Source organism: Sinomicrobium oceani, assembly GCF_900119185.1.
Classification (GTDB): Bacteria; Bacteroidota; Bacteroidia; order Flavobacteriales; family Flavobacteriaceae; genus Sinomicrobium; species Sinomicrobium oceani.
On record NZ_FPJE01000002.1, the window covers coordinates 198,204 to 219,944 of the forward strand.

Annotated in this window: 22 protein-coding genes; 7 read left to right on the forward strand and 15 right to left on the reverse strand. The window is 39.7% G+C overall.

Annotated elements, in window-relative coordinates:
* The first annotated feature begins 126 nt into the window (after positions 1-126).
* Entirely contained in the window at positions 127-1,809 is a 1,683-nt protein-coding gene (locus BT112_RS02450) for a S41 family peptidase (RefSeq protein WP_072315780.1), read from the forward strand.
* Positions 1,810-2,113: 304 nt separating this feature from the next.
* Here the strand turns inward: BT112_RS02450 and BT112_RS02455 are convergent, their stop codons facing one another.
* From BT112_RS02455 to BT112_RS02480, 6 genes are all read right to left on the reverse strand, one after another.
* Positions 2,114-2,899, reverse strand: coding sequence for a helix-turn-helix domain-containing protein (locus BT112_RS02455; protein ID WP_072315781.1), 786 nt, complete (start codon positions 2,897-2,899; stop codon positions 2,114-2,116).
* 35 nt (positions 2,900-2,934) lie between these two features.
* Positions 2,935-3,888, reverse strand: a complete 954-nt coding sequence (locus BT112_RS02460) for an SDR family oxidoreductase (protein ID WP_072315782.1) — start codon at positions 3,886-3,888, stop codon at positions 2,935-2,937.
* 12 nt (positions 3,889-3,900) lie between these two features.
* The gene (locus tag BT112_RS02465) at positions 3,901-4,809 is read right to left on the reverse strand and encodes an oxidoreductase (RefSeq protein ID WP_072315783.1); all 909 of its coding nucleotides are present in this window, start codon (positions 4,807-4,809) and stop codon (positions 3,901-3,903) included.
* 104 nt (positions 4,810-4,913) lie between these two features.
* Positions 4,914-6,227: an NAD(P)/FAD-dependent oxidoreductase gene (locus tag BT112_RS02470; protein WP_083564742.1), complete on the reverse strand. Its 1,314-nt coding sequence runs from the start codon at positions 6,225-6,227 to the stop codon at positions 4,914-4,916.
* Positions 6,228-6,327: 100 nt separating this feature from the next.
* Positions 6,328-7,083: an SDR family oxidoreductase gene (locus BT112_RS02475; protein ID WP_072315784.1), complete on the reverse strand. Its 756-nt coding sequence runs from the start codon at positions 7,081-7,083 to the stop codon at positions 6,328-6,330.
* Positions 7,084-7,093: 10 nt separating this feature from the next.
* The gene (locus tag BT112_RS02480; RefSeq protein ID WP_072315785.1) at positions 7,094-7,537 is read right to left on the reverse strand and encodes a carboxymuconolactone decarboxylase family protein; all 444 of its coding nucleotides are present in this window, start codon (positions 7,535-7,537) and stop codon (positions 7,094-7,096) included.
* Between the two features lie 967 nt (positions 7,538-8,504).
* Here BT112_RS02480 and BT112_RS02495 point away from each other — a divergent pair.
* The 4 genes from BT112_RS02495 to BT112_RS02510 all read left to right on the forward strand — a co-directional run bounded on the left by BT112_RS02495 (position 8,505) and on the right by BT112_RS02510 (position 10,253).
* Positions 8,505-8,723, forward strand: a complete 219-nt coding sequence (locus BT112_RS02495) for a type II toxin-antitoxin system Y4mF family antitoxin (protein WP_072315787.1) — start codon at positions 8,505-8,507, stop codon at positions 8,721-8,723.
* The gene (locus tag BT112_RS02500) at positions 8,710-9,045 is read left to right on the forward strand and encodes a HipA N-terminal domain-containing protein (protein ID WP_072315788.1); all 336 of its coding nucleotides are present in this window, start codon (positions 8,710-8,712) and stop codon (positions 9,043-9,045) included. The genes BT112_RS02495 and BT112_RS02500 overlap by 14 nt, the downstream gene beginning before the upstream one ends.
* Entirely contained in the window at positions 9,035-9,973 is a 939-nt protein-coding gene (locus tag BT112_RS02505; protein WP_072315789.1) for a HipA domain-containing protein, read from the forward strand. Before BT112_RS02500 ends, BT112_RS02505 begins: the two co-directional genes overlap by 11 nt.
* A 91-nt stretch (positions 9,974-10,064) precedes the next feature.
* Positions 10,065-10,253 carry a hypothetical protein gene (locus tag BT112_RS02510; RefSeq protein WP_072315790.1) on the forward strand — a complete coding sequence of 63 codons (189 nt, stop codon included), beginning with the start codon at positions 10,065-10,067 and terminating at the stop codon, positions 10,251-10,253.
* 117 nt (positions 10,254-10,370) lie between these two features.
* On the opposite strand, the gene BT112_RS02515 is transcribed toward BT112_RS02510, so the two are convergent.
* From BT112_RS02515 to BT112_RS02530, 4 genes are all read right to left on the reverse strand, one after another.
* A complete protein-coding gene (locus tag BT112_RS02515; RefSeq protein WP_072315791.1) occupies positions 10,371-11,453 on the reverse strand; it encodes an alkene reductase in 1,083 nt (360 codons plus the stop codon).
* Positions 11,454-11,593: 140 nt separating this feature from the next.
* Entirely contained in the window at positions 11,594-12,586 is a 993-nt protein-coding gene (locus tag BT112_RS02520; protein WP_072315792.1) for a bile acid:sodium symporter family protein, read from the reverse strand.
* 21 nt (positions 12,587-12,607) lie between these two features.
* Positions 12,608-13,636, reverse strand: coding sequence for a methionine synthase (locus BT112_RS02525; RefSeq protein WP_072315793.1), 1,029 nt, complete (start codon positions 13,634-13,636; stop codon positions 12,608-12,610).
* A gap of 29 nt (positions 13,637-13,665) precedes the next feature.
* Complete coding sequence (locus tag BT112_RS02530) at positions 13,666-14,679, reverse strand: DUF1852 domain-containing protein (RefSeq protein ID WP_217652319.1); 1,014 nt, start codon at positions 14,677-14,679, stop codon at positions 13,666-13,668.
* Positions 14,680-14,874: 195 nt separating this feature from the next.
* Here BT112_RS02530 and BT112_RS02535 point away from each other — a divergent pair, with 195 nt between their 5' ends.
* Positions 14,875-15,336 (forward strand): Lrp/AsnC family transcriptional regulator, encoded by a 462-nt coding sequence (locus BT112_RS02535; RefSeq protein ID WP_072315795.1) that lies wholly within the window; start codon positions 14,875-14,877, stop codon positions 15,334-15,336.
* Positions 15,337-15,580: 244 nt separating this feature from the next.
* Here the strand turns inward: BT112_RS02535 and BT112_RS02540 are convergent, their stop codons facing one another.
* Entirely contained in the window at positions 15,581-15,928 is a 348-nt protein-coding gene (locus BT112_RS02540; RefSeq protein WP_072315796.1) for a winged helix-turn-helix transcriptional regulator, read from the reverse strand.
* Between the two features lie 107 nt (positions 15,929-16,035).
* Between BT112_RS02540 and BT112_RS02545 the strand changes: the two genes are divergently transcribed.
* The gene (locus BT112_RS02545) at positions 16,036-16,995 is read left to right on the forward strand and encodes an aldo/keto reductase (protein ID WP_072315797.1); all 960 of its coding nucleotides are present in this window, start codon (positions 16,036-16,038) and stop codon (positions 16,993-16,995) included.
* A 391-nt stretch (positions 16,996-17,386) separates the two neighbouring features.
* Here the strand turns inward: BT112_RS02545 and BT112_RS02550 are convergent, their stop codons facing one another.
* The 4 genes from BT112_RS02550 to BT112_RS02565 form a co-directional block, all read right to left on the reverse strand.
* Positions 17,387-17,626 carry a sigma factor gene (locus BT112_RS02550; RefSeq protein WP_072315798.1) on the reverse strand — a complete coding sequence of 80 codons (240 nt, stop codon included), beginning with the start codon at positions 17,624-17,626 and terminating at the stop codon, positions 17,387-17,389.
* Between the two features lie 716 nt (positions 17,627-18,342).
* Positions 18,343-19,269: a glycerophosphodiester phosphodiesterase family protein gene (locus tag BT112_RS02555; protein ID WP_072315799.1), complete on the reverse strand. Its 927-nt coding sequence runs from the start codon at positions 19,267-19,269 to the stop codon at positions 18,343-18,345.
* Between the two features lie 91 nt (positions 19,270-19,360).
* Entirely contained in the window at positions 19,361-20,317 is a 957-nt protein-coding gene (locus BT112_RS02560) for a glycerophosphodiester phosphodiesterase family protein (RefSeq protein WP_072315905.1), read from the reverse strand.
* Between the two features lie 25 nt (positions 20,318-20,342).
* Entirely contained in the window at positions 20,343-21,728 is a 1,386-nt protein-coding gene (locus tag BT112_RS02565; protein ID WP_072315800.1) for a RagB/SusD family nutrient uptake outer membrane protein, read from the reverse strand.
* Positions 21,729-21,741: the final 13 nt, after the last annotated feature.

Sequence of the window (21,741 nt, forward strand, 5' to 3'; positions counted from 1 at the left end):
CGGGGTAGCTATCGCACCTTAAAAGACAGGTCATCTTATAATGATATCGCAACGGGGCGTGAAAAAACCTAATAGCGGATATCTTTGCTAATTGATTAAAAAAATATAAAAAATACGGTAAAAGCTATGAATAAACTATTCCTTTCTCTTTTAACAGCTTTTTTTTGTGCTTCGGGAGTCATCGCACAGGAACTACTGGACGAAACCGAAAAACTGGCCAGTACCGCCCGGATATGGGGGTTTTTGAAATACTATCATCCTAATGTGGCCGATGGAGCATACCATTGGGACGAGGAACTCTTTGACATCCTGCCCAAGGTTAAACAAGCGACAGACAAAGAAGCGCTATCCAGAGTGTACCTGGATTGGATAGAAAATCTCGGCATGGTAAATCCCTGTAAGTCATGCAAAACCAATAAGGACGATGTCGTGTATTTTGATAAAAATTTCGATTTAAGCTGGCTGAACGATAAGCAACTCTTTACCGCAGCACTTTCCGAAAAACTGCGGTATATCGAAGAGAACAGGCATCTGGGAGGAAAATATTACGCAAAACCAAGAGAGGGTGCAGGAGAAGGTGCCCTCGCTGTTGAAAATGAAATAGACTATGAAGACTTCGACTGGAATAACGAGAACCTGCGGTTGTTGTCACTGTTTCGCTATTGGAATATCGTAGAGTATTTTTTCCCGTATAAATACCAGATGGATACGGATTGGGATGATACCTTATCAGAGATGATCCCCAGGTTTTTAAACCCGGAATCGGAACAGGATTTTTCATTGGCCATGTTAGAACTGGTTATCAGCATAGATGACAGTCATGCCAATTTATTTACCAAAGGGACACTAAAGTATTTTGGCAGGTATTATGTTCCGTTTAACATTAAGCTATTTGATAACGGTGCTGTGGTTACGGAATCCTATAACGATTCTCTGGTGAAATCGGATGATATAAAAATCGGTGACATTATAACGAAAGTTAACAATCGAAATATAGGGGATGTCTTTGAGGAAAAGAAAAAATATATAAGTGGGTCTAATAATTCAAGAAAAAGGTTCAACGCTTATTATTATGTTTTTAACGGACCTGATGATTCCATTAAAATAGAATATATAAGAAACGATGAAAAGCATGTGAAGACTATAAAAAGATACTTATCCAAGGATATATGGGGCGCAGAGCAGGACGAAGAAGTAAAAAACGAAATTGAAAAAGAAGCGTACAATATCCTTGATGAAAATATAGCCTATGTAGATGCGTCGTTATTAAAAGGTATTGACATTAAAGAAATGATGGGAGTGCTCCAGGATACCGAGGCCATTATTATCGATGTGAGGAAGTCTTCTTCAGCGTCTCTCTATGATTTGGTGAATTATATCACCTCTCCTAAAAAAGAATATTATAAGGTATTGTTACCTGATTTTGATTATCCCGGGCGATTTTTTTGGTTAGAAGAGTTGAACAAAGTCGGTAGTGATAAAAAATTACGGTACCAGGGCAAGGTCGTCGTATTGGTTAATGAACGTTGCCAAAGTCAATGTGAATTCAGAGTGATGTGTTTACAAACCGGAAACAATACCACCACTATTGGAAGTCAGACTTCCGGAGCAGACGGAAATGTCAGTAGGTTTAATATAGTAAGCGGTGTGGAAACGCAAATTACAGGTGTAGGGATATGCTATGCGGACGGTACCGAAGCACAAAGAAATGGCGTTAAAATAGATATTGAAGTGGAGCCAACACTCCGGGGGGTAGCTCATGGGGAAGATGAAATACTGGAGCAGGCCATTGAGTTTGCGAAACAGTAAATACGAAGCCGTTTCTTTTAGGTGTGATGCTGATCGGGGCAAAAGGTAGTGTCTAAAAACCTCTCTTTTTAAGTAAGGATTTACAGTATGACTTCAGCACAGTAACCGTTCGATAAATGGTGAAACAAGCAGTTGGTGTGCAACTGCATCTTTATTGTCCCCTTGCTAATTCATTAATACTGGTGAATACTAAAAGAAAATCCTCGTAATATTTCTCAAAGCCAAAAATAAACACGTTTAAAGGTGTCAATTATTTCGGTCCGAGAATAAGAAAATTATCAACGATTCCTATCGTATATGACACCTAAACCTCACCCGGGGTTTTCCCAAATTCCTTTTTAAATACAAAAGAAAAGTGGGAGAGATCTTCGAAACCCACCTCTAAATACACCTCGCTTGGCTTACGTTTTTGTTTGCTCAGTAAAAAATAAGCTTCTTCCAGTCTTTTTTTCTTTAACCAGGCACCGGGTGACCTCCCAAACACTTTTTGAAAATCGCGTTTAAAGGAGGAGAGACTTCGCCCTGTTAAAAAAGCAAAACGTTCCAATGGCACATTAAACCGAAAGTTCTTTAACATAAAGGACTCCAAATCTAATTTCTCAGGAATTCCGAAATGGAATAAAATAGCTTTAAGTTCAGGAGCATTTTGTAACAATATGAGTAACAATTCCTCCCGTTTAATATCGGCAAAGGTGGTATTCAGTGTTTCCTGTCCGTTATAATAAGGTGCTAAGGACTGTATATAGGTATCGACCAATTTCTGTTTGGGTACCAATACAAAAGAATCTGTACTTGCAGGAACCGGAGGTAACTCCTTCAAAGGATGTCTTTCTAAAAAGAGCTGTAGAAAGGGAGCATCAAAAGTTATAATAATCTTTTCAAATGCGCCATTGTCCTTGTATTTGGTATAACGTACCAAATGGTTTTTCCGGGCCATACAATAATCACCCGGTACCATTTGGTATTCTCTATTGCCGTCATAGGCTTTCATAGAACCTTTTAACAGATACAGGAAAAAATGTTCTGAAATGAATTGCTCCGGGGAAATCTCCGGTCCTAAATGACATGATTGAATATTATGTACGCGCACAAACTATTTAAATGATAGGTGAATTTACAAAAAACTTACAAACTGTCTACACTGGCTAACAGAGCTTCCTGAGTACTACGCGGGTGCCATTGCAAGGCAGTAACTGCTTTTTGATTAGAAATGCCATTATAAAACTGCTTGGGTATAGGCTCCATATCCGCAACAGCGGCGGACTGCCCCGGGCGGTTTTGCTTTATAAGTTGTGCTACATCATAAAAACTTACAATTTCATCAGCGGTAGCTATAAAACGTTCTCCTGCCGCTTTAGGTGCAAGCATCGCCTTAATATGTAAATCGGCAACATCCCTTACATCAACCACACCCATCGTAAAAGCAGGACTTTCTTTACTATCCCCGTTTAGTATTTTTTTTATCACTCCGTCTACAGACGCAGAACTAATATTTCCCAGTATAGGGCCAAAAATCCCCACCGGATTAATAACCGTTAACTCCATACCTACGCCTGCATTATTTATAAAGTCCCAAGCTGCCTTTTCAGCAAGGGTCTTGGATTTGATATAAGCTTGTTCCACATCCCCAGGACTGGTCCAGTCTTCTTCGGTAAATAGATGTCCATCCGGTTTTGGACTATACCCTACCGCTGCAAAAGAAGAAGTAAGCACCACCCGTTTTACTCCGGCCTGCAGTGCTGCTTTTAATACGCGCAAAGCACCATCCCTGGCGGGTATAATCAACTCCATTTCATCTTCAGGATCCGAAGCAGGGAAAGGTGAAGCCACATGCAATACATAATCGCATCCACTTATGGCCTCTTTCCATCCTTTATCGGAAGTTAAATCGGCTTCGTAAAATGATAAGGCCGATACATTTGTGATTCCCCCTTCATTTAACGCATGTAACACACTATCTTTCTTAGTTAAAGATCGTACAGTAGTACGTACGGTATATCCCCATTGTAATAATTGTAGCACAGTGTGCACTCCTAAAAATCCGGAGCCACCGGTAACTAATACGGTTTCTTTTTTCATAGACTGATTATTTTAAAAAGTATATCGAATTCCTGTCATCTTCTCTGCATAGCTCCATAAGTCCGCAGCTAATTGTCTATCTGCCATAGCAGCCGTATGGTGTTTTGACGGTGCCGGATAGCCAATGTATTCATTTTCCCCATCAGGACCATAGAACGTTCCTCCAATTACAGAAGCATCGGTAGCTGCAAATAATGTGGGCAAAGCCCCCTGCCACGGCTCCATCACTTCTTTAAACTCCGCTAATAATGTTTGTAATTCGGCTTCTGAAATATTGCGTTGCAAATCGGTTTTGGTAACCCCGGGATGTGCCGCTACCGATAAGATCGTGCTGCTATTTTCCTTTAACTTTCGGTTGAATTCATAGGTAAAAAGCAAATCAGCCAATTTGCTGGTTGCATATTCCCGCCAGGCATCGTAGGGTTGCTCCAATCGCAAATTAGCAAAGTCAATTCCGGTAGCTCTTATGGCTGCACCACTGGATAGGGTTACTACCCGGGCATTCGCACTTTGTTTCAGTAAAGGAAATAAGTATCCCGTGAGTGCAAAATGCCCTAAGAAATTCACCCCGAACTGCAATTCAAATCCTTCTTCGGTGAGTGAGGGAGGCGGAATCATCACTCCGGCATTGTTGACCAGTATATCCAGTTGTGCATGTCGCTTTTGAAATTGTGTTGCAAATTCCCCAACCTGATCAAGACCGGCCAAATCCAATAGCGCTACTTCAAGTATTCCTTTTCCGTCTTCTTTTGCTATTTGCTCTTTTGCCACAATTCCCTTTGCTTCACTGCGAACCGCCAGGGTCACTGAGGCTCCGGCACTATACAGTGCTTTAGCGGTTTCAAAACCGATGCCTGTATTGGCCCCGGTTACCAACGCTATTTTACCCGTAAGGTCAGGCATATCTTTTGTCGTCCACATCTTAATAGTATTTGTTTACAGGGCAAATTTCGGAATAACCAGACTTTGCTCTTTTGTTGTGAAGTCCAATCTATTTTTGTTGTGAGGTTCAAAGAACAACCATTTTACAATGTGTCAACAGTTTCTTTTTCAGGACTTGATTTCGCTTGGTTATCATTAAAAACCATGCGTAATGAGATGTCATTGGTAAGGTAGGCTACCCCCCAATGGTACAGGGTTACTACTTTATTCCGGTATTGTACCAATCCTCTTAAGTGTACAAACAACCAAATGAACAAAGCGGCCAATCCATGTAGATGAAGCTTACCGGAAATTAAATCAGCAACAGCATTGCTACGTCCTATAATGGCCAAATCCCCTTTGGGTTGGTACACAAAATCGCGCATAGCATCCCCTTTAGCCAATCGCTTTAAATTGTTACCCAAATGTGTTGCCTGTTGTATGGCTACTTGTGCCACCTGAGGATGCCCGAAAGGATAATGACCATCTGAGGTTTGTATACTCATATCGCCCAAAGCAAATACATTGGGTATTCCCGGTACATGATTGATTCCGTTTACCTGAATTCTGTTTCCTTTACCGAGTACTTCATTGGGAATACCTTGAAATAAATTAGCTGAAATCACAGCCGCCCAGATAAGGGTTTCCGCGGCAATTTTTTCCCCTGAATTTAAAATTATTTCCTTGCCGTTAAAATCGGATACCAGGGTATTGAGATATACATGTACTTTTAATTTTCTCATAATTTGAAGTACTTTACTATGGGTCCTATCCGTCATGGGTTGTAACAGATTCGGAGCTCCTTCGACTAAATACACCGTACCCAAATCATTCCGGAGTTCCGGATAATCTTTACGCAATACATTCTGTTTCATTTCAGCCAACATGCCGGCTACCTCCACTCCTGTGGGGCCACCCCCTGCAATTACAACGTTGAGCAAGCGTTTGCGCTCCTCTTCGGTTTTGGCCACCGCAGCTCTCTCAAATAACCCCAATAGTTTATTGCGCATTTTAAGGGCATCGTCTATGGTTTTCATTGGCGTACTGTAGTGCTCTATATTTTTATTTCCATAAAAATTCGTATGGGCCCCGGCGGCTAACACAAGTATGTCATACTCCAATTCATCTCCCTGATCTAACCATAGCGTTTGACTGTTCGGGTCTATAGAAGTTACGGAACCTATTCTGAATCGGATATCCGAACTTCTGAACAATTTGCGAAACGGATAACTGATACTGGCCGGATCTAAAAACCCTGTAGCTACCTGGTATAATAAGGGTGGAAAATAATTGTAATTGTTTCTATCTATTAAAGTGATTTCAAAATGCGAATTTCCCTTTAGTTTTTCTATCAACGTTAATCCGGCAAAACCGCCACCCACTACCATTAGTTTAATTTTATATGGAGAACGTTTCATATACTATACTTTTTTATTGATACCATGAAGTAGCTAATACACACATACGGATTTATAAAATTGTGAGTTTACGTAAGTAATAATACGGACGCTTAAATCGCTATTCTGCTATTTGTAGATAATTTTCCAACCATTGCTGAAATCCGGAACTTTCCTTTTTTCTATATCTGGTGGTTAATGCACCATTCCGCAAGGCTTTACCCAGCTTACCGGGAATCGGTATATTTAAAATCCATCGGCGTTTACCGGTTACCTTTAACCATATAGCTGCCATTTGCCCCAATTTTAAAATTTCGGCACCCCCTAATTCATAGATTTTATTTTCAGGTGTTTTTTGAGACACATTTACAAGTTCTTTGGCCACTAATGAAACATCTATGGTTTGTAGCACAATTTTTTTAGGCAGAATACCAATACGGTATCTAAGGAGATTGGTTATAATACTATGGGCGAACTCATGAAATTGTGTAGCTCTTACAATGGTATAGGGTATACCGGATTGCTTAATAGCATTTTCTGAGGCCAACTTTTGGCGGTAATACGAAAACGGAATATCTTCTATACCTGCGATGGAAATATATACCAAGTGTACCTTCGATTGACCACCCAAAGCCTTTAAAAGGTTTTGGGTGGCCTCGGTATCTTTTTTCATATCGGTAGCCAGGTGAAAAATGAGTTCTTTCCCTGCCACGGCTTCCCTCACTCCGGTATTTTGAATTAAATCCATAGTTACTTTAGCAGGGTCGTTACACTCTTTTCTGGTCCCTATGATGTAGGATGTCTTTTGGGCATCCAACAATTGGCACAACTTTTTCCCCAACGTACCGGTTCCTCCTGTTATTAAAATCCCCGCCATCACTACCTGTTTAATCCTCTACCTGTAAATGTGTACTTAAGGCTATACGGTTCCAACTATTGATCGTAACTACAGCCATAATAAGTTGTGCAATTTCATTCTCTGTGAAATGCTTTAAGGCTCTCTGATAAGTTTCCGTACGTAATCCTTGCTGATGAATTAAAGTAATCTCCTCAGTCATTTCTAAAGCAACCTGTTCCTGCGCTGTGTAAAGATCCGGGGCTTCTCTCCATGCACTTAATAGAAAAATACGTTGTTGGGTTTCACCGTTGGCCAAGGCATCTTTGGCATGCATGTTAATACAAAAGGCACAGTTGTTCAATTGAGAACTTCTGATTTTGATAAGCTCTTTTAAGGTCTTGGAAATGGATACTTTTGAAAGGTAACCTTCCAATCCTAACATCGCTTTGAAAGCTTGTGGTTCTGCGGTCTGAATGTTGATTCGTTTTTCCATGATTTCATTGTTTTAATTTGTTGGTACAAAGTTGGTAAACCATGAAGAGGAAAAACTTAAACTGGTTTAAGAACGTAGCTTGTTGCGGATTTCACTTAAATATTCCGGAGTAAATCCTAAAAAGGAAGCTAATAAATATTGCGGAATCCGCTGAATAAATTGCGGATAATTATTGGCAAAATGCAGGTATAATTCTTCTCTCGAAAACTCATATAAAAAGCGAATTCTTCGTTCTGCCGCCACACAGGCTTTTTGATACACCATTCTAATCTTAAATAGCGTTCCATAAACGGAAACTTATTTAATAAAGTCTCTATGATCATGACTTCTTCGAATGACCACCGATGGTTCTACAGCCTGGATACAAAACTTAGTTTGCTCCTGGCGTTCAAAGGCAAAAGTACCGGTCATCCCCGCCAATGATCAAGAGCAAATTCGGTAGTCTGTCCTACACCGGTATCTTTAAAAAAAAATTACAGACATTCATATATTTTACTACTTACGAAGGTAAGCGAAATATGAGAATTGATATGTTAGAGAATCTAATTCATTCAAGGTTTGAATCCAATCAAGTTAACTCTCCAAAAAAAATCGAACCGGTTATAAATTTGTTAGTATTTACAGTTTTAAAAGAAAAATAAGAATTTTTCTAAAAAAAGGGAATTAAACAAAAAGAGGATGTTTAAAAATTCATTTAACATTATGACATTAAGGTGTTTGAGTTTTGTTCCCGATACTTATCCGGATAAAAAAGAGGCTGCCTTGACTTTTTAAATAGTGAACTCGTTTAAACTTTCCTTAATTGGCTGCAAAATGCCCTTTTTGCCCCACAGATTATCTCTTTCTTATACTTAACCTCTTCATTTAATTTCAAAACCTATCCCTGATTTTATATGCAAAAGCATATCATCACATCTTTTTTATTTAAATTATATGTAAAAGCATATAACTACAATATAAATATAAGATGAAACCATTAGCAGAATTTGTTAAAGAACGAAGAAAAGAAGTTGGGCTCACACAAGAAGAGTTTGCCGACAGAGCTGGTGTTGCTTTAACTGTGGTACGAAAAATAGAACAAGGTAAGACCAAGCTTAATATGGAAAAGGTTAATCTCGTCCTGGCTATGTTTGGGCATGAGTTAGCCCCTGTAAACAGTAAAGTATTGAACGATGAGACAAGGTAACGTATATTATAAAGGTTATTTAGCAGGAACTATCACGGAAACTGACGAAGGTGATTATATTTTTCAGTACGATGCCGCTTATATAGAAACCCATCCTTCTGAATTTATAACCTTTACCATGCCTGTTAAGAAAGAAGCTTATACTGATAATAAATTATTTCCCTTTTTTGAAGGTTTAATCCCAGAAGGTTGGTTATTGGATATCGCATCAAAAAACTGGAAAATAAACCGTAATGATCGTATGGGGTTATTATTAGCCTGTTGCCAGAATTGTATCGGGGCAGTAAGCGTTGTACCTAAAACTAATGACGATGAAAAATAGATGTCTATATTGTTATGAGCCTCTTGAAAACGACACTGATTTTCATAAAAAATGTTCTATGGAATTCTTTGGTACAACTCCTCCTCCAATAATACCCTATACGATAGACCAAATGGCCGAATTGGCAAAGAGTGTTGTTGAGCGCAGTGTTGCTGTATCAGGTGTACAACCTAAATTATCAATGTCTTTGATAAAAGAAACGCAAGAACAAACCGACACACGGTTAATCGTTGTGGGTGCGCTTGGCGGCCAGTATATATTTAAACCACCATCCCATCAATTTCCGGAAATGCCTGAGAACGAACATTTGACTATGCGGATTGCGGAAGCTTTTGGCATACGGGTTGTGCCTTCAAGTCTGATAAAATTGTCTTCGGGCGAACTGTCTTATATTACAAAACGTATGGATAGAACTGAAAAGAGAGATAAAATCCATATGTTGGATATGTTTCAAATAACAGAAGCTTTTGATAAGTACAAAAGTTCTATGGAAAAAGTTGGCAAAGCCCTGGACAGCTATTCTAATAATACTTTGTTGGATAAAATCTTCTATTTCGAATTGGCCATCTTTAGTTTTCTAACAGGAAACAATGATATGCACTTGAAAAACTTTTCTATGATAGAAAGCCCTTCAGGTTGGATATTGGCTCCTGCTTACGATTTGTTAAACGTGTCTATTGTTCTTCCCGAAGATACCGAAGAGTTGGCGCTCACTCTTGAGGGAAAGAAACAAAAACTAAAAAAAGCCCATTTTGAGCATTTAGGTCAAGGGCTTGGATTAACCGACAGACAAATACAAGGTGTTTTTAATCGTATGTTCAAAAATAAGTCTAAAGCCATAAAATGGGTTGATAATTCTTTTTTATCAAATGATATGAAAGTCGCTTACAAAGATATTTTGGAAACAAGATATGAACGACTCACTTAACGGGGCAAAGTCTCGTAGGTGGACGTGATTATTGATGTTGAGCGGTTGTAAAGATAAATAGAGGGCATTTTCAGAAAAATGCTCTTTTTTTATGCCCGGTCTTGAAGATTGGGAAGATTTCATGGTTCATTTTAAAAAGATCCACCCCGATTTTTATAAGAATATCTCCGGTAAATTCCCGGACTTGTCCAAAAATGAGCTCAAACATCTTGCTTTTATAAAACTGGGTATGACCTCTTCTGATATAGCCAAGGCAATGCTTGTCAAAAAGAAAGCCTGAGAGTAGCCAGAAACCGATTGAAAAAAAAATGAGGTCTTGATTCCGGGCAACTCCTTTTTGATTTTGTTCAGGAATATTAGCTTTTACAACCGGGTTTGCTTTTATTGGTGTGGCGTTTTATGCTTTCCATGGTGGATAATCGATATAACCCTGTTTCCCGCCGCCATAAATTGTTGCGCTGTCCGGCTCACTAAGCGAGGCATTTTTTTTAAATCGTTCAGGCAGGTCAGGGTTTGCGATGTATAATTTGCCGAAGGAAATTAGCTTGGCAATGCCTTTTTCAAGTTCTGCTTCGGCAGAAACCTTGTCATATCCTGCATTAGCAATAACGGTCTGTCGAATCTTCCTGCCAAATAATTCAATTTCATTATCAGCTCCATAATTTTCAGGCGAAGCGGAATGTGGGCTGTACCTCATGAGTTCCACATAGGAGAAGTCCAGTTTGTTCAGTTCTTCAATTAAGTACATATAAGTGTCGGCAGGATTATCCAGCACTATATCGCCATAGGGATTGAATGGAGAAATTTTAATCCCCACCTTTTCACTTCCCACCGCACCGATCAGTTCTTTCATCACCTCCAGTACAAATCGGCAATTGTCAGGGATACTGCCGCCGTAATCATCCGTTCTTTGGTTGGCACTTTCAGCTAAGAACTGGTTGGGAAGATAGCCATTGGCAGCATGAAGCTGAACCCCGTCAAAACCTGCCGCCATAGCATTTTTTGCGGCCTGACCAAAGTCTTTTATAGTCTGTTCGATTTCCGGGATCGTCATTTCCCGAGGCACCTCGTAATCCTTCCTGCCCCGGGAGGTGAAATGCTGCATTCCCCGAATAGGCAAGGGCGATGGCGCAAAAGGGAGCTTGCCCTTCCTGTCTACAGAATGCCCCATGCGGCCGGTGTGCCAAAGCTGTGCTATAATAACACCGCCTTTATCGTGTACCGCAGTGGTAACCTTCTTCCATGCTTCTATTTGCCGGCCTGTGAAAATACCCGGAGTGAACGGGCTGCCGGTAGCCTCTTCACTGATCCTGATGGCTTCGGTAAAGAGCAAACCTGCGCCTGCCCTTTGGGTATAGTATTCTATGGTCATATCCCCCACTAAGCCATTTATGTCGGTACGGCCTCTGGTCATCGCTGCCATGGCCATTCTATTTTTTAGGATAACATCGCCTAACTGTGTTTTTTCTAAAAGTTTCATACCGTTATTTTTTTAAAATGGTTATCGTTGCCCAAACTCCGGCAGTTAAACCTTATTTACAAATTCACTTTTTTGAGCGATGGCCGGACTTGGTGTTGATGCATACCATCAGCGCCATGTGTTGAGATATTTTTAAAAAATTATACTTCTTTTCGTCTGGCCATACGCTGAGCGATGATGCTGGCTACAATCAATTGCAAGGCATGGTAAAGCATGAGTGGCAACAATACGATACCGGTGATGGTACTGTGCTGAAAGAGCACTTTTGACATGACGGTGCCGTGTACCAATGATTTTTTAGACCCACAAAATAAAACCGTGATACGATCTTCATTTGAAAAGCCAAACAAGCGGCTGAGTAGCCCGATGCAAACGAAAACGGTAAAAAACAAGGCTATCATCCCTGCAGCGAGTCCGGCAAGTTCAAGGGCGGTGAAGCCTTCAAAGAGATGTTCGGAGAATGACTTGCAAAACGAGGTATAAATGATGGTGAGGATGATTGCCTGGTCAAAATATTTGAGCTGTTTCTTATATTTTTCGGCAATGGTGCCAAAACGGGAATTAAGGCCGATACCGATGATAACAGGCAATAAGACTTGAAGAGCCAACTTTATGACGATATCAGTGACATCGAAATCGCCTGTAGCAGAAGCGATGAACAGTCCAACCCATAACGGAGTAACCACTACTCCGATCAAACTGGAAATGCTCGCATTGAAAATGGCTGCAGGAATATTGCCCCTGGCGATGGAAACCATCACCACGGAAGAGGAAACTGTGGACGGCAAAGCCGCCAGAAAGAAGACCCCTAACCAAAGTAGCTCGAAGTCGGTATCCGCGAACAAGGGACGGGACGCCAAAACGATAAGCGGAAAAAACAAAAAGGTTGTCAACTGCACTACTATATGCATTTTCCAGTTGGCCAGCCCGGTTTTTAGTTTCTCCACACTCAGCCGTACACCATAAAACAAGAAAATAAACGACACACCTATATTGGCTATCTCCTCCAGCGAAACAGGTTCTTTGACCAGTCCGGGCTGCGGCAAAAAATAGGCCAGCAGAATCATGGTGCCTATCATTAACAGGAAACCGTCGAAACCTGCTTTACTCAATACTACTAATAATTTCTTCAATGCACTCTTGATATATTAGTACTAAACCGCAAATTCTTTGCGTATAATTTCTGCTCCTGCACTTAAAGCACTTAACTTTCCCCTTGCCACGCTTCGGGACAAAGGAGCCATACCACAGTTTGTACAAGGGTAAAGATTTTCGATAGCTACAAACTCAAGAGCTTTGCGAAGTGTATTGGCAACTTCTTCGGGGGTCTCGATAGCGTTGGTAGCCACATCAATTGCACCAACCATCACCTTTTTGCCACGAATGAGTTCCATTAAATTAAGAGGTACCCGTGAGTTTTGACATTCTAAAGAAACTATATCTATATTTGACGTTTGAATTTTAGGGAAAATTTCTTCGTATTGACGCCATTCCGAACCCAAGGTCTTTTTCCAATCATTATTAGCCTTTATTCCATAGCCATAGCAAATGTGTACCGCAGTTTCGCAGTTTAGACCTTCAATGGCCCTTTCCAGTGTGGCCATCCCCCAATCGTTCACTTCATCAAAGAACACATTAAATGCAGGTTCATCAAACTGGATAATATCTACCCCTGCATCTTGCAGTTCTCTTGCTTCTTCGTTAAGTACTTTTGCAAATTCCCAAGCCAGTTTTTCCCGGCTTTTATAATGGTCATCGTACAAGGTATCTACCATAGTCATCGGTCCGGGTAGTGCCCATTTGATAGGCTTATTCGTCTGCTTACGCAAAAATTTGGCATCTTCAACAAAAACTGCCTTTTGACGCGCTACCTCATCTACTACCACGGGGACACTCGCATCATAGCGGTCACGAATTTTTACGATTTTACGATTTTCAAAATCCACACCACTTAAATGCTCGATGAATGTGGTTACAAAATGCTGACGTGTCTGCTCGCCATCACATACGATATCCAAGCCTGCCCATTGTTGTTCCTGCAGAGAAATGCGTAAAGCATCCTGTTTTCCTTCGGTTAACTGATCGCCTTCCAATTTCCAGGGCGACCATAGTTTTTCGGGCGGTGCAAGCCAGGCAGGTTTGGGTAAACTTCCAACTGTCGAGGTTGGTAATAATCTTTTCATAATAAGGTAATTATAAAATGTTGTACTGATTAATGAGAGAAATTAGAAGACCACTGTTCTAAAACACTTTTGTAAGGCTTAATAAAATGTTCTTCAGCATATTTACCCTGTTCAACAGCCAGCCGGCTGCGCTCTTCGCGGTCATACACTACGCGAGTCAGTGAGTAATCTTCATGTTTAAGACTGGGTTGATAGATTTTCCCGGCCACCGAATTTGCATTGTAAATCTCAGGGCGATAGATCTTCTGGAAAGTCTCCATCGTGCTTATTGAGCTGATGAGTCCAAGATCGGTATAATCAGCAAGTAGATCTCCGGAATGATAAAAAGCCATTGGTGCCACACTGTTCGGGGGCATGAAGAAACGAACTTTTAAGCCCATTTTAGAGAAATATTCATCAGTGAGAGAATACTGATCCTGCAGATACTCTACCCCCAGAACCGGATGCTGATACGCCGTTCGGGTATACGTTTTGTTGCTCGATACACTTAGACAAATGATCGGTGACATCTTAAAGTGCTCTTTATAAGTGTCTGAACTTACAAAGCACTTATAAAGTTTTCCATGCAAATCACCAAAATTTTCCGGAACACAAAAACTGGATTTGTTTTTATTGTACTCGATCAATAACACACTGAAATCGTAATCACGCACATAAGAAGAAAAATTATTTCCGGCAATACCTTCGATATGCCGGCCGGTCTTACGGTCAAAAATATTCGTTTTTAAAACTTCAATCATTGGCAGATCGTTAACACCATTCTTATCATCGATACTCATCGTTACGGTGATGATTTCAAGTTCTACCTGGTAACGATCGCCTTTTGGATTATCCAAATGAGCCAATGCATTGAACCGATTGTTAATCATATTTAAGGCATTGCGTAAGTTTTGTTGGCGATTAGCTCCTCTGGCTAAATTTGCAAAATTGGTTGTTAGACGGGTTTGACTTGCGGGGTGATAGTTTTCATTTAAACAAGTGCTCTTTAGTGTGAACGTAAAATCATCCTTGATTGTAGTCTGAGTATCTTTCATGGTTCCCATTTGGTTTGTTGTCGAATGGTATAATTAAACTACCCTTGCCTAATTATCCAATTTTAATTTCCTGCAAATCTCGAAATAAAGGATTAATTAATTAACTTTGAACTTAAATTCAGAGTAAATATCTATTCATTCAGAATTAAAAGATAAATCATCTTTTAACCGTATGGATTTGATTGCTCAATAGAAAATTCATCTATGTCAGATTTAGATCAGATTGATTTGAAGCTATTAGAATTGCTTCAACAAAGCGGAAAATTAACCACAAAAGAAATTGCAAAACAGGTTAATCTATCTCCAACTCCTGTTTATGAAAGAATCAGACGTTTGGAAAGGGAAGGAATCATCAAGAAATATGTGGCATTGGTGGAAGCGGAAAAAGTGGGAAAGGGACTTATCGTTTTCTGTGATATTACGTTAAAAGAGCATACCAAAGAAATAGGCCATCAATTTGTTAAGGATATCACGGCTTCCAAGTATGTCTGTGAGTGTTATAATATTTCGGGGGATTATGATTTTAGATTAAAGGTAATGGTGAGGGATATGAAACATTATCAAGATTTTGTGCTCAATGATTTAGGTTCAATTAGAAATATTGGAAGTGCGCATAGTACTTTTGTTATGGGAGTTATAAAACACGACTACGCTGTGCCACTTTAAATGGTAATATGAATTAGTGAATCTTAACAATTCGGCCAACAAATTTACAGGGTTTTAGTTTTGTTTGAATTGTTTCTTGCTGAACGCTATGGTACAAAACTCGAACCAATTAATAAAGGATTTAAAGCTTTTGGCTGATATACTGACTGCTTAAAATATTCAAATCACTTATTTACCAATAATTAAACAGCTTGCTGTGAGGTAATTGCATCTTAATTGCCCCTATAGCAGATATCGGCGTTTTTTATTCCACTATTAATTTTTCCAATTTTTCTCTATTTTCTTCTCCCCATTTTGCTGTAGACTTAATAATTGGAATTAATGATTCTCCCAATTCAGTTAAATTATATTCAACTTTTAGAGGTTTTACATCATAATTTTTTTTTGAAAGGATACCGTGATTAACTAATTGTTTTAACTGTCCCTCCAATACCCGCCTGGTAGCATTTGGTATTTTTCTTTGTAATTCACCTGGTCTTTTTATTCCATTATACACACACCACACTAAATTGATCTTCCATTTACCATTCATTACTTCCATAAATAAATGAAGGCCACAATCTACGGTTACAGGCGTTTTTCTTTCGTACATATCAAATCAATTAACAATCAAATATAACAATTATAATACGGACAAATTTATCCGTACTTGACCCTGGTATTTAAGGGTTGTAATTTTGTGACCATAAAATAATCACTATGAAGTATAAATTATTTGGCTCTAATACAGGCTTATATGCAAGCGAAGTTATATTAGGGGCTGCGAACTTTGGAACCAGAAAGGGGTACGGTGCTACACCAGAAGAATCTAAAAAAATACTTTCTGCTTATGCAAATGCGGGAGGAAATTTTATTGATATATCTGATTTGTATCAATTTGGTGAAGCGGAAGAAATCGTTGGAGACTTTTTGAAAAACCAACGAAATAATTGTATTATCTGTACAAAGTATACAAAAAGCAGTGAAATCAATCCTGCCAAAAGTAATTATGGAAATCACCGCAAATCGATGAAACAAGCCGTAGAAGCAAGTTTGAAGCGACTAAAAACCGATTATATTGATATTTATATGCCGCATTTCGATGATGGTGTGACCCCTATGGAAGAAATTATAAGGGGTTTAGAAGATTTAGTAAAAGAAGGAAAAATTCTATATACCGGTTTAACTAATTTTCCTGCCTGGAAGGTTGCATCCATTGCAAGCCGGACAAATTTAACAGCCCTGCAAATAGAATACAATTTACTGCAGCGAACGGCAGACCGGGAGTTTCATCCTATGGCAGAAGAATTTGGTTTGGGGACGATGATTTATTCACCATTAGCGGGTGGCCAATTAACTGGAAAATACAGAAATGGAGCATCCGGCCGTTTAAATTTGGGAAGTGATTCTGAATATACAGAGGACGACAGAACAAAAAAAATCATTGATGAACTTGTTGTTATAGCCAAAGAAATAAACGCCACTGCTGGACAAATTGCGTTTGCCTGGGTATTATCAAAAAACGTATTTCCTTTAATTGGAGCCCGTAAACTTTCTCATTTTGAAGATTCTTTACAGGCAACAACCATTCCATTAACACAAGAACAAATCATTAGTTTAGATAATTTAAGCAATGTATCCTTAGGTTATCCTCACGATTTATTAGCTACTGTGCAATAATCACAGGATAATGATTCTCCTTGCTATGTAGCCTTACCCGATGTATTGGATAAGGCACTTCGATCCAAAAATCCGCTCCATAAGGAAAACTGGAATAGAAGGCTTCTCCAATTAAATAAATCGTGAGAGGATGATCCCTAATCACTATATCATACTGTATATCAGAAATTTACTTGATCCAAAAAAGTCTTTTATCCGAATTGTTGACGGTAATGTATATCAACTGTAAAGGAAGATGAAATAGTGGCTATTACAATTTTGGATGTATTATGGTTCAAAACCTTCCATATTTTAACTAAACTAAACTTATTAATAATATAGAATTACTTGAATTACTTTATGATCGAATCCTGAAATATGGATAAAACATGAAAGACAAAAAAACAAATTCTTAAAGTTGTTTGTCGTAATAGTTACGTGCTTTATCTACAACCACCTTTCGATGTTTCAGGTAATTTAAACATGCGTTCTTGGTCGCGGTAAACAAATAATTATTGGTCCATATTTCTTTGTTATCTTTTCTATGCCATAATTTCATAAAAACATCCTGCACAATTTCCTCTGCATCCTGCTCATTTCTGACATAGCTTTTGGCTATGTAGTACAATTTGTCATAGTATAATTTGAACAATAATTCAAATGCACCGGAACTATTGTTTTCCAGAACTTATTTAAATGAATCTGAATTGATATCTGCTTTGGTGTTGCTCAAGAAATTTCTATTTTGGAATCAGGGTACAACTGCTTAAAAGTTTTGGTACATACAAGTAGAAGTTCCTGAAACAGGAATATACTGCTCTATAAAGGCCAGAATGATGCTACGGTTAATAATGTTTTAAGCGTTTGTTAATTGTTTTTTGTAAAATTCCTTTATTTCCAAATCAATTTTAATCATATTTCATAGTAGTATTCTCCACAACTATTTAAGTGCTACCTAAAATTTTCTTTTCCGCCTCACCCAGGTTTTAGGAAAGCACTGTATCGCTTCACTATGGTTTTTATGGGGCAATTTGGTGAAAGCTCTGTTTTTTATCGCGTTAATAGTCCCGGAGCAAGTCCTTTTTTCTTTTTGAGCGTCACGTAAAGACTCTTCCTCATTTCGGACCACGTGAGGTACTCGGATTACCGATAGGAAGAACAATCTCTTTCGGACTTCACTAATTAACCCCTATAAACACTGTGTTTATGGGGGTTTGTTTTTTCAACGGACACTGTAACGAACAAAAAATAGTGATTACTCAATTTACCCCCTCAAATTTACACAGGAAAACAAAACTATAAAAGATACAATTATCGGAAGTACAAAAAAAACCTATGAAATACCTGTTCTTATCAGTTTTATAATACCTAATGCTTTCTGAGTCCTTTACCTTCCAAATAGTTTAATAATTCGTTAAGTCTGTCGGTCATTATTGCATTCGCACCATTTTTAATAAGCCATCCCCAGGCCTCGTCCGCTCCTTCCAACAATGCTTTTTCATCAGTATGTCCTGCAGTTAAGGCATCCCATAACGGAATATTCAGTACTGTAATCCCCATACGGTTCAAACGTGCTATCTGCTTAAAGTTCTCCGTATCCGTACCTGAAAAAGTAACCTCGTAAGCTATCGGTGACAATAGCTCATTATAACGATCAACAAATCCGGAAGCGTTTTCGGTATTATCTATAAGAATGGGCATATAGATAATTTCTTTCATGATATCCCCGAATTTCTCCAGCATCATATCCGCTGTTTCTCTTCCTTTGAAGATAACCTGACCGACCGTACCGGTTTCTTTCAAGACTTTATACGCTTCCTTGACAGTTTCCCCTTCCACCTTATCCAGGTTTACCATAATCTTGTCTTTCGCGAGAAACATTATCTCTTCAAGTGTGGGCACCTGTTGCCGGGAGCCCTTCACACCACAGGCATTTTTAAGTCTCAGTTTTTTTATTTCTTCCAGTGTCATATCACTCACCTTTCCTTTTCCATCGGTAGTACGATTTACTGTCTTATCGTGCATAGCAACGAGGTGCCCATCCTTGGTAAGACGCACATCAATTTCCACGATATCCACTCCCAGATCAATACATCGTTGTATAGACATCAGGCTGTTTTCCGGAGCATAACGCCAGTCCCCGCGATGAGATACCACCAGGATTTCATTTTTTACAGGATGTTTCAACCGGTAAAGAATACTGTCGGTCCTGGTGGTAAGTTGCGCTGTATCCTGCCCGAAACCATACCGGGAAAATAGCAGCAGGAATGCAATAAAAAATAGGTTTTTGCTCATTTTTCGAGTTTTAATTAATGATTTAGATAGAATTCCGGAAAGTTCCCCCTGAGAGGATTCCCGGAATTCCTCAAAAAACACAGATAGAATTTTAATGATGGTATCCCCGACTCCGTAAATACTTCAGGAGTATGGCGGGTCTATCCGTCTGAATGATATTAATATGGTTATCGGTAAACCACTCATAGACATGTGGATCGGCATAAGCCTTTTCATCATCGTGACCACCGTTATGTTGCGGCCAGAGCGAATTGATCCAGATACCGGCTCCTTGTGATCGTATTTCCCCGAATCTTTTGATCAGAGCTATCGTATCACTGGGTACTGTAAATTCAAAGGCTACGGGTATGTCATTTTTCATGTAACCGTTTATGATCTCTTCGGCCTTCGGGTCGGAAAGCCTGACCATGGGCATAAACATTACCTTATCCAGGTATTTCCCGAACTGCTCACGGACCTCTTCATTAGTCCTGGCTCCCTTAATGATGACCTGATCCAGAGTACCTGTGCGCTGAGCCACTTCGAAGCACTTGTCGAAAATATCGTAACTCTTGTCCAGGTTAACCATAATTTTTCCTTTACATAGATTAAGCGCTTCCTCCAGCGTTGGAATACGATTGGGGGTTGGTACTCCCAGGCCATCGCGTAAACGCAGTGTTTTAAGCCTATCTAAGCTCCATTCACTTACCTTTCCTTTTCCGGTGGTGGTCCGGTCTATGGTACCATCATGCATTAACACCAAATGGCCATCCCTGGTTTCTCTGACATCTATTTCAACCATGTCTACCCCCATATCAATACAGCTTTGTATGGCAGGCAGGGAATTTTCGGGAGCATTTCTCCAGTCCCCCCGATGAGCTACTACAATAACCTGCCCGTTATCCGGATGCAGCAGGTTATCTCTGATCTCATGTATCTGGGTATAGGAACGGCTCTCTTCGTTTACCGGTACTGTTTTCTCCTGTGTTGTATTATGATTCTCTTTATTGTTCTTGCAGTTTACGAGAATGAAAATCAAAACGAAAACACTGACTAATCTTTTTTTCATCATTATATATTTTTTTACTCAATCTTTAGTATCCCGGATTTTGTTTCAATGCCGGATCTGCAGCTATCTGGCTGGCCGGTAAAGGTATGAGTAGCTTGTTCTGATCGGTAATTCCCAGTACTTCTCCAGTCCTGCCCTGCCTTAGCAGGTCGAACCAGCGATGCCCTTCCCAAACCAGTTCAAGTCTGCGCTGTAAATCTATTTCCTCAAATACTGACGCTCTGTTACTGGAACCGCTATAATCCCCGATACCTGCCCTGTTTCTTATCTGATTGAGATAGGATATAGCTTCATTCTGATTATCGGTAATATTTTCTATTTCTGCAAGCATTAACAGTACATCTGCATAGCGCAAAACCACCCAATCGCTCTCCGCATCATCTACTACTGTAGAAGGCACGGCAATCTTGTTGCTATAGGCAAGCCCGGATTCCAGCACACCGACATACACATCCTTACGGGCATCACTATCCTGGTAAAGGGTATAAAAATCTGCTTTGAGTACGCCATGCCCCTTGGTCCCCGTAAGATTGCCCACTACCCTTCCCGTAGGATTGAACATCCTATAGGCATCCGAACCTTCACTATTGGAATTGATCCCCGAGGCAAACTGTACGGCAAATATGATTTCCTTGTTCAATTCATTGTCCGGGGAAAAAACTTCAGATACAGGACGTAAATCATGATCTCCTGAATTTATCACCTCTATCAGAAGCGCTTTTGCTTCTGTATAATTCTCCAGGGTGAGGTGTACTTTAGCCAGAAGGGTCTCCGCAGCTGTTTTTACCACTCTCATTTTATTACCTTCCGTACGACGCGGTAAAAGTTCTATCGCTTCTTCCAGGTCCGTAATAATTTGGGTATAAACCTCGTTTACTACGGTCCTTTCCTGGCCGAAATACTGCTGCGGATCAGTCACTTCTTCAATGATCAGGGGAACATCGCCGAAGATCCGGACCAGATCAAAATAGTATAATGCCCTGATAAACTTCATTTCCCCGATCCTGGAATTCTTTACGGCATCATCTTCATAAGGTATATCCGCTATCCGATCTATAACTATATTAGCTCTTTGAATCCCCTTGTAATGATCCTCCCATATATCGGCAATCAGCCCGTTCTGGGCTATAACATTATAATCATCAAGTTGACCGTAGACCCCACCATCATTAGCCGGCGTTTCATCGTAGGCATCTTCTCCCGGGAGTTCTCCCATGGCCGGCATAGCGGTATTAAAATTTCCCGTGAACTGTAAAGTGGCATATACGGCCTGTACTGCTTCTTCCAGTTCGGTTTCATTAGCGTAAAAAAGATCGGCTACCTTAGTAGTATTTGGTGACTGTTCGAGCTCATTACTACAGGAAGTCATCCATAGTGTTATGAGCATCAATAAATATATGTTGTATTTCATTGTTTTCTGATTT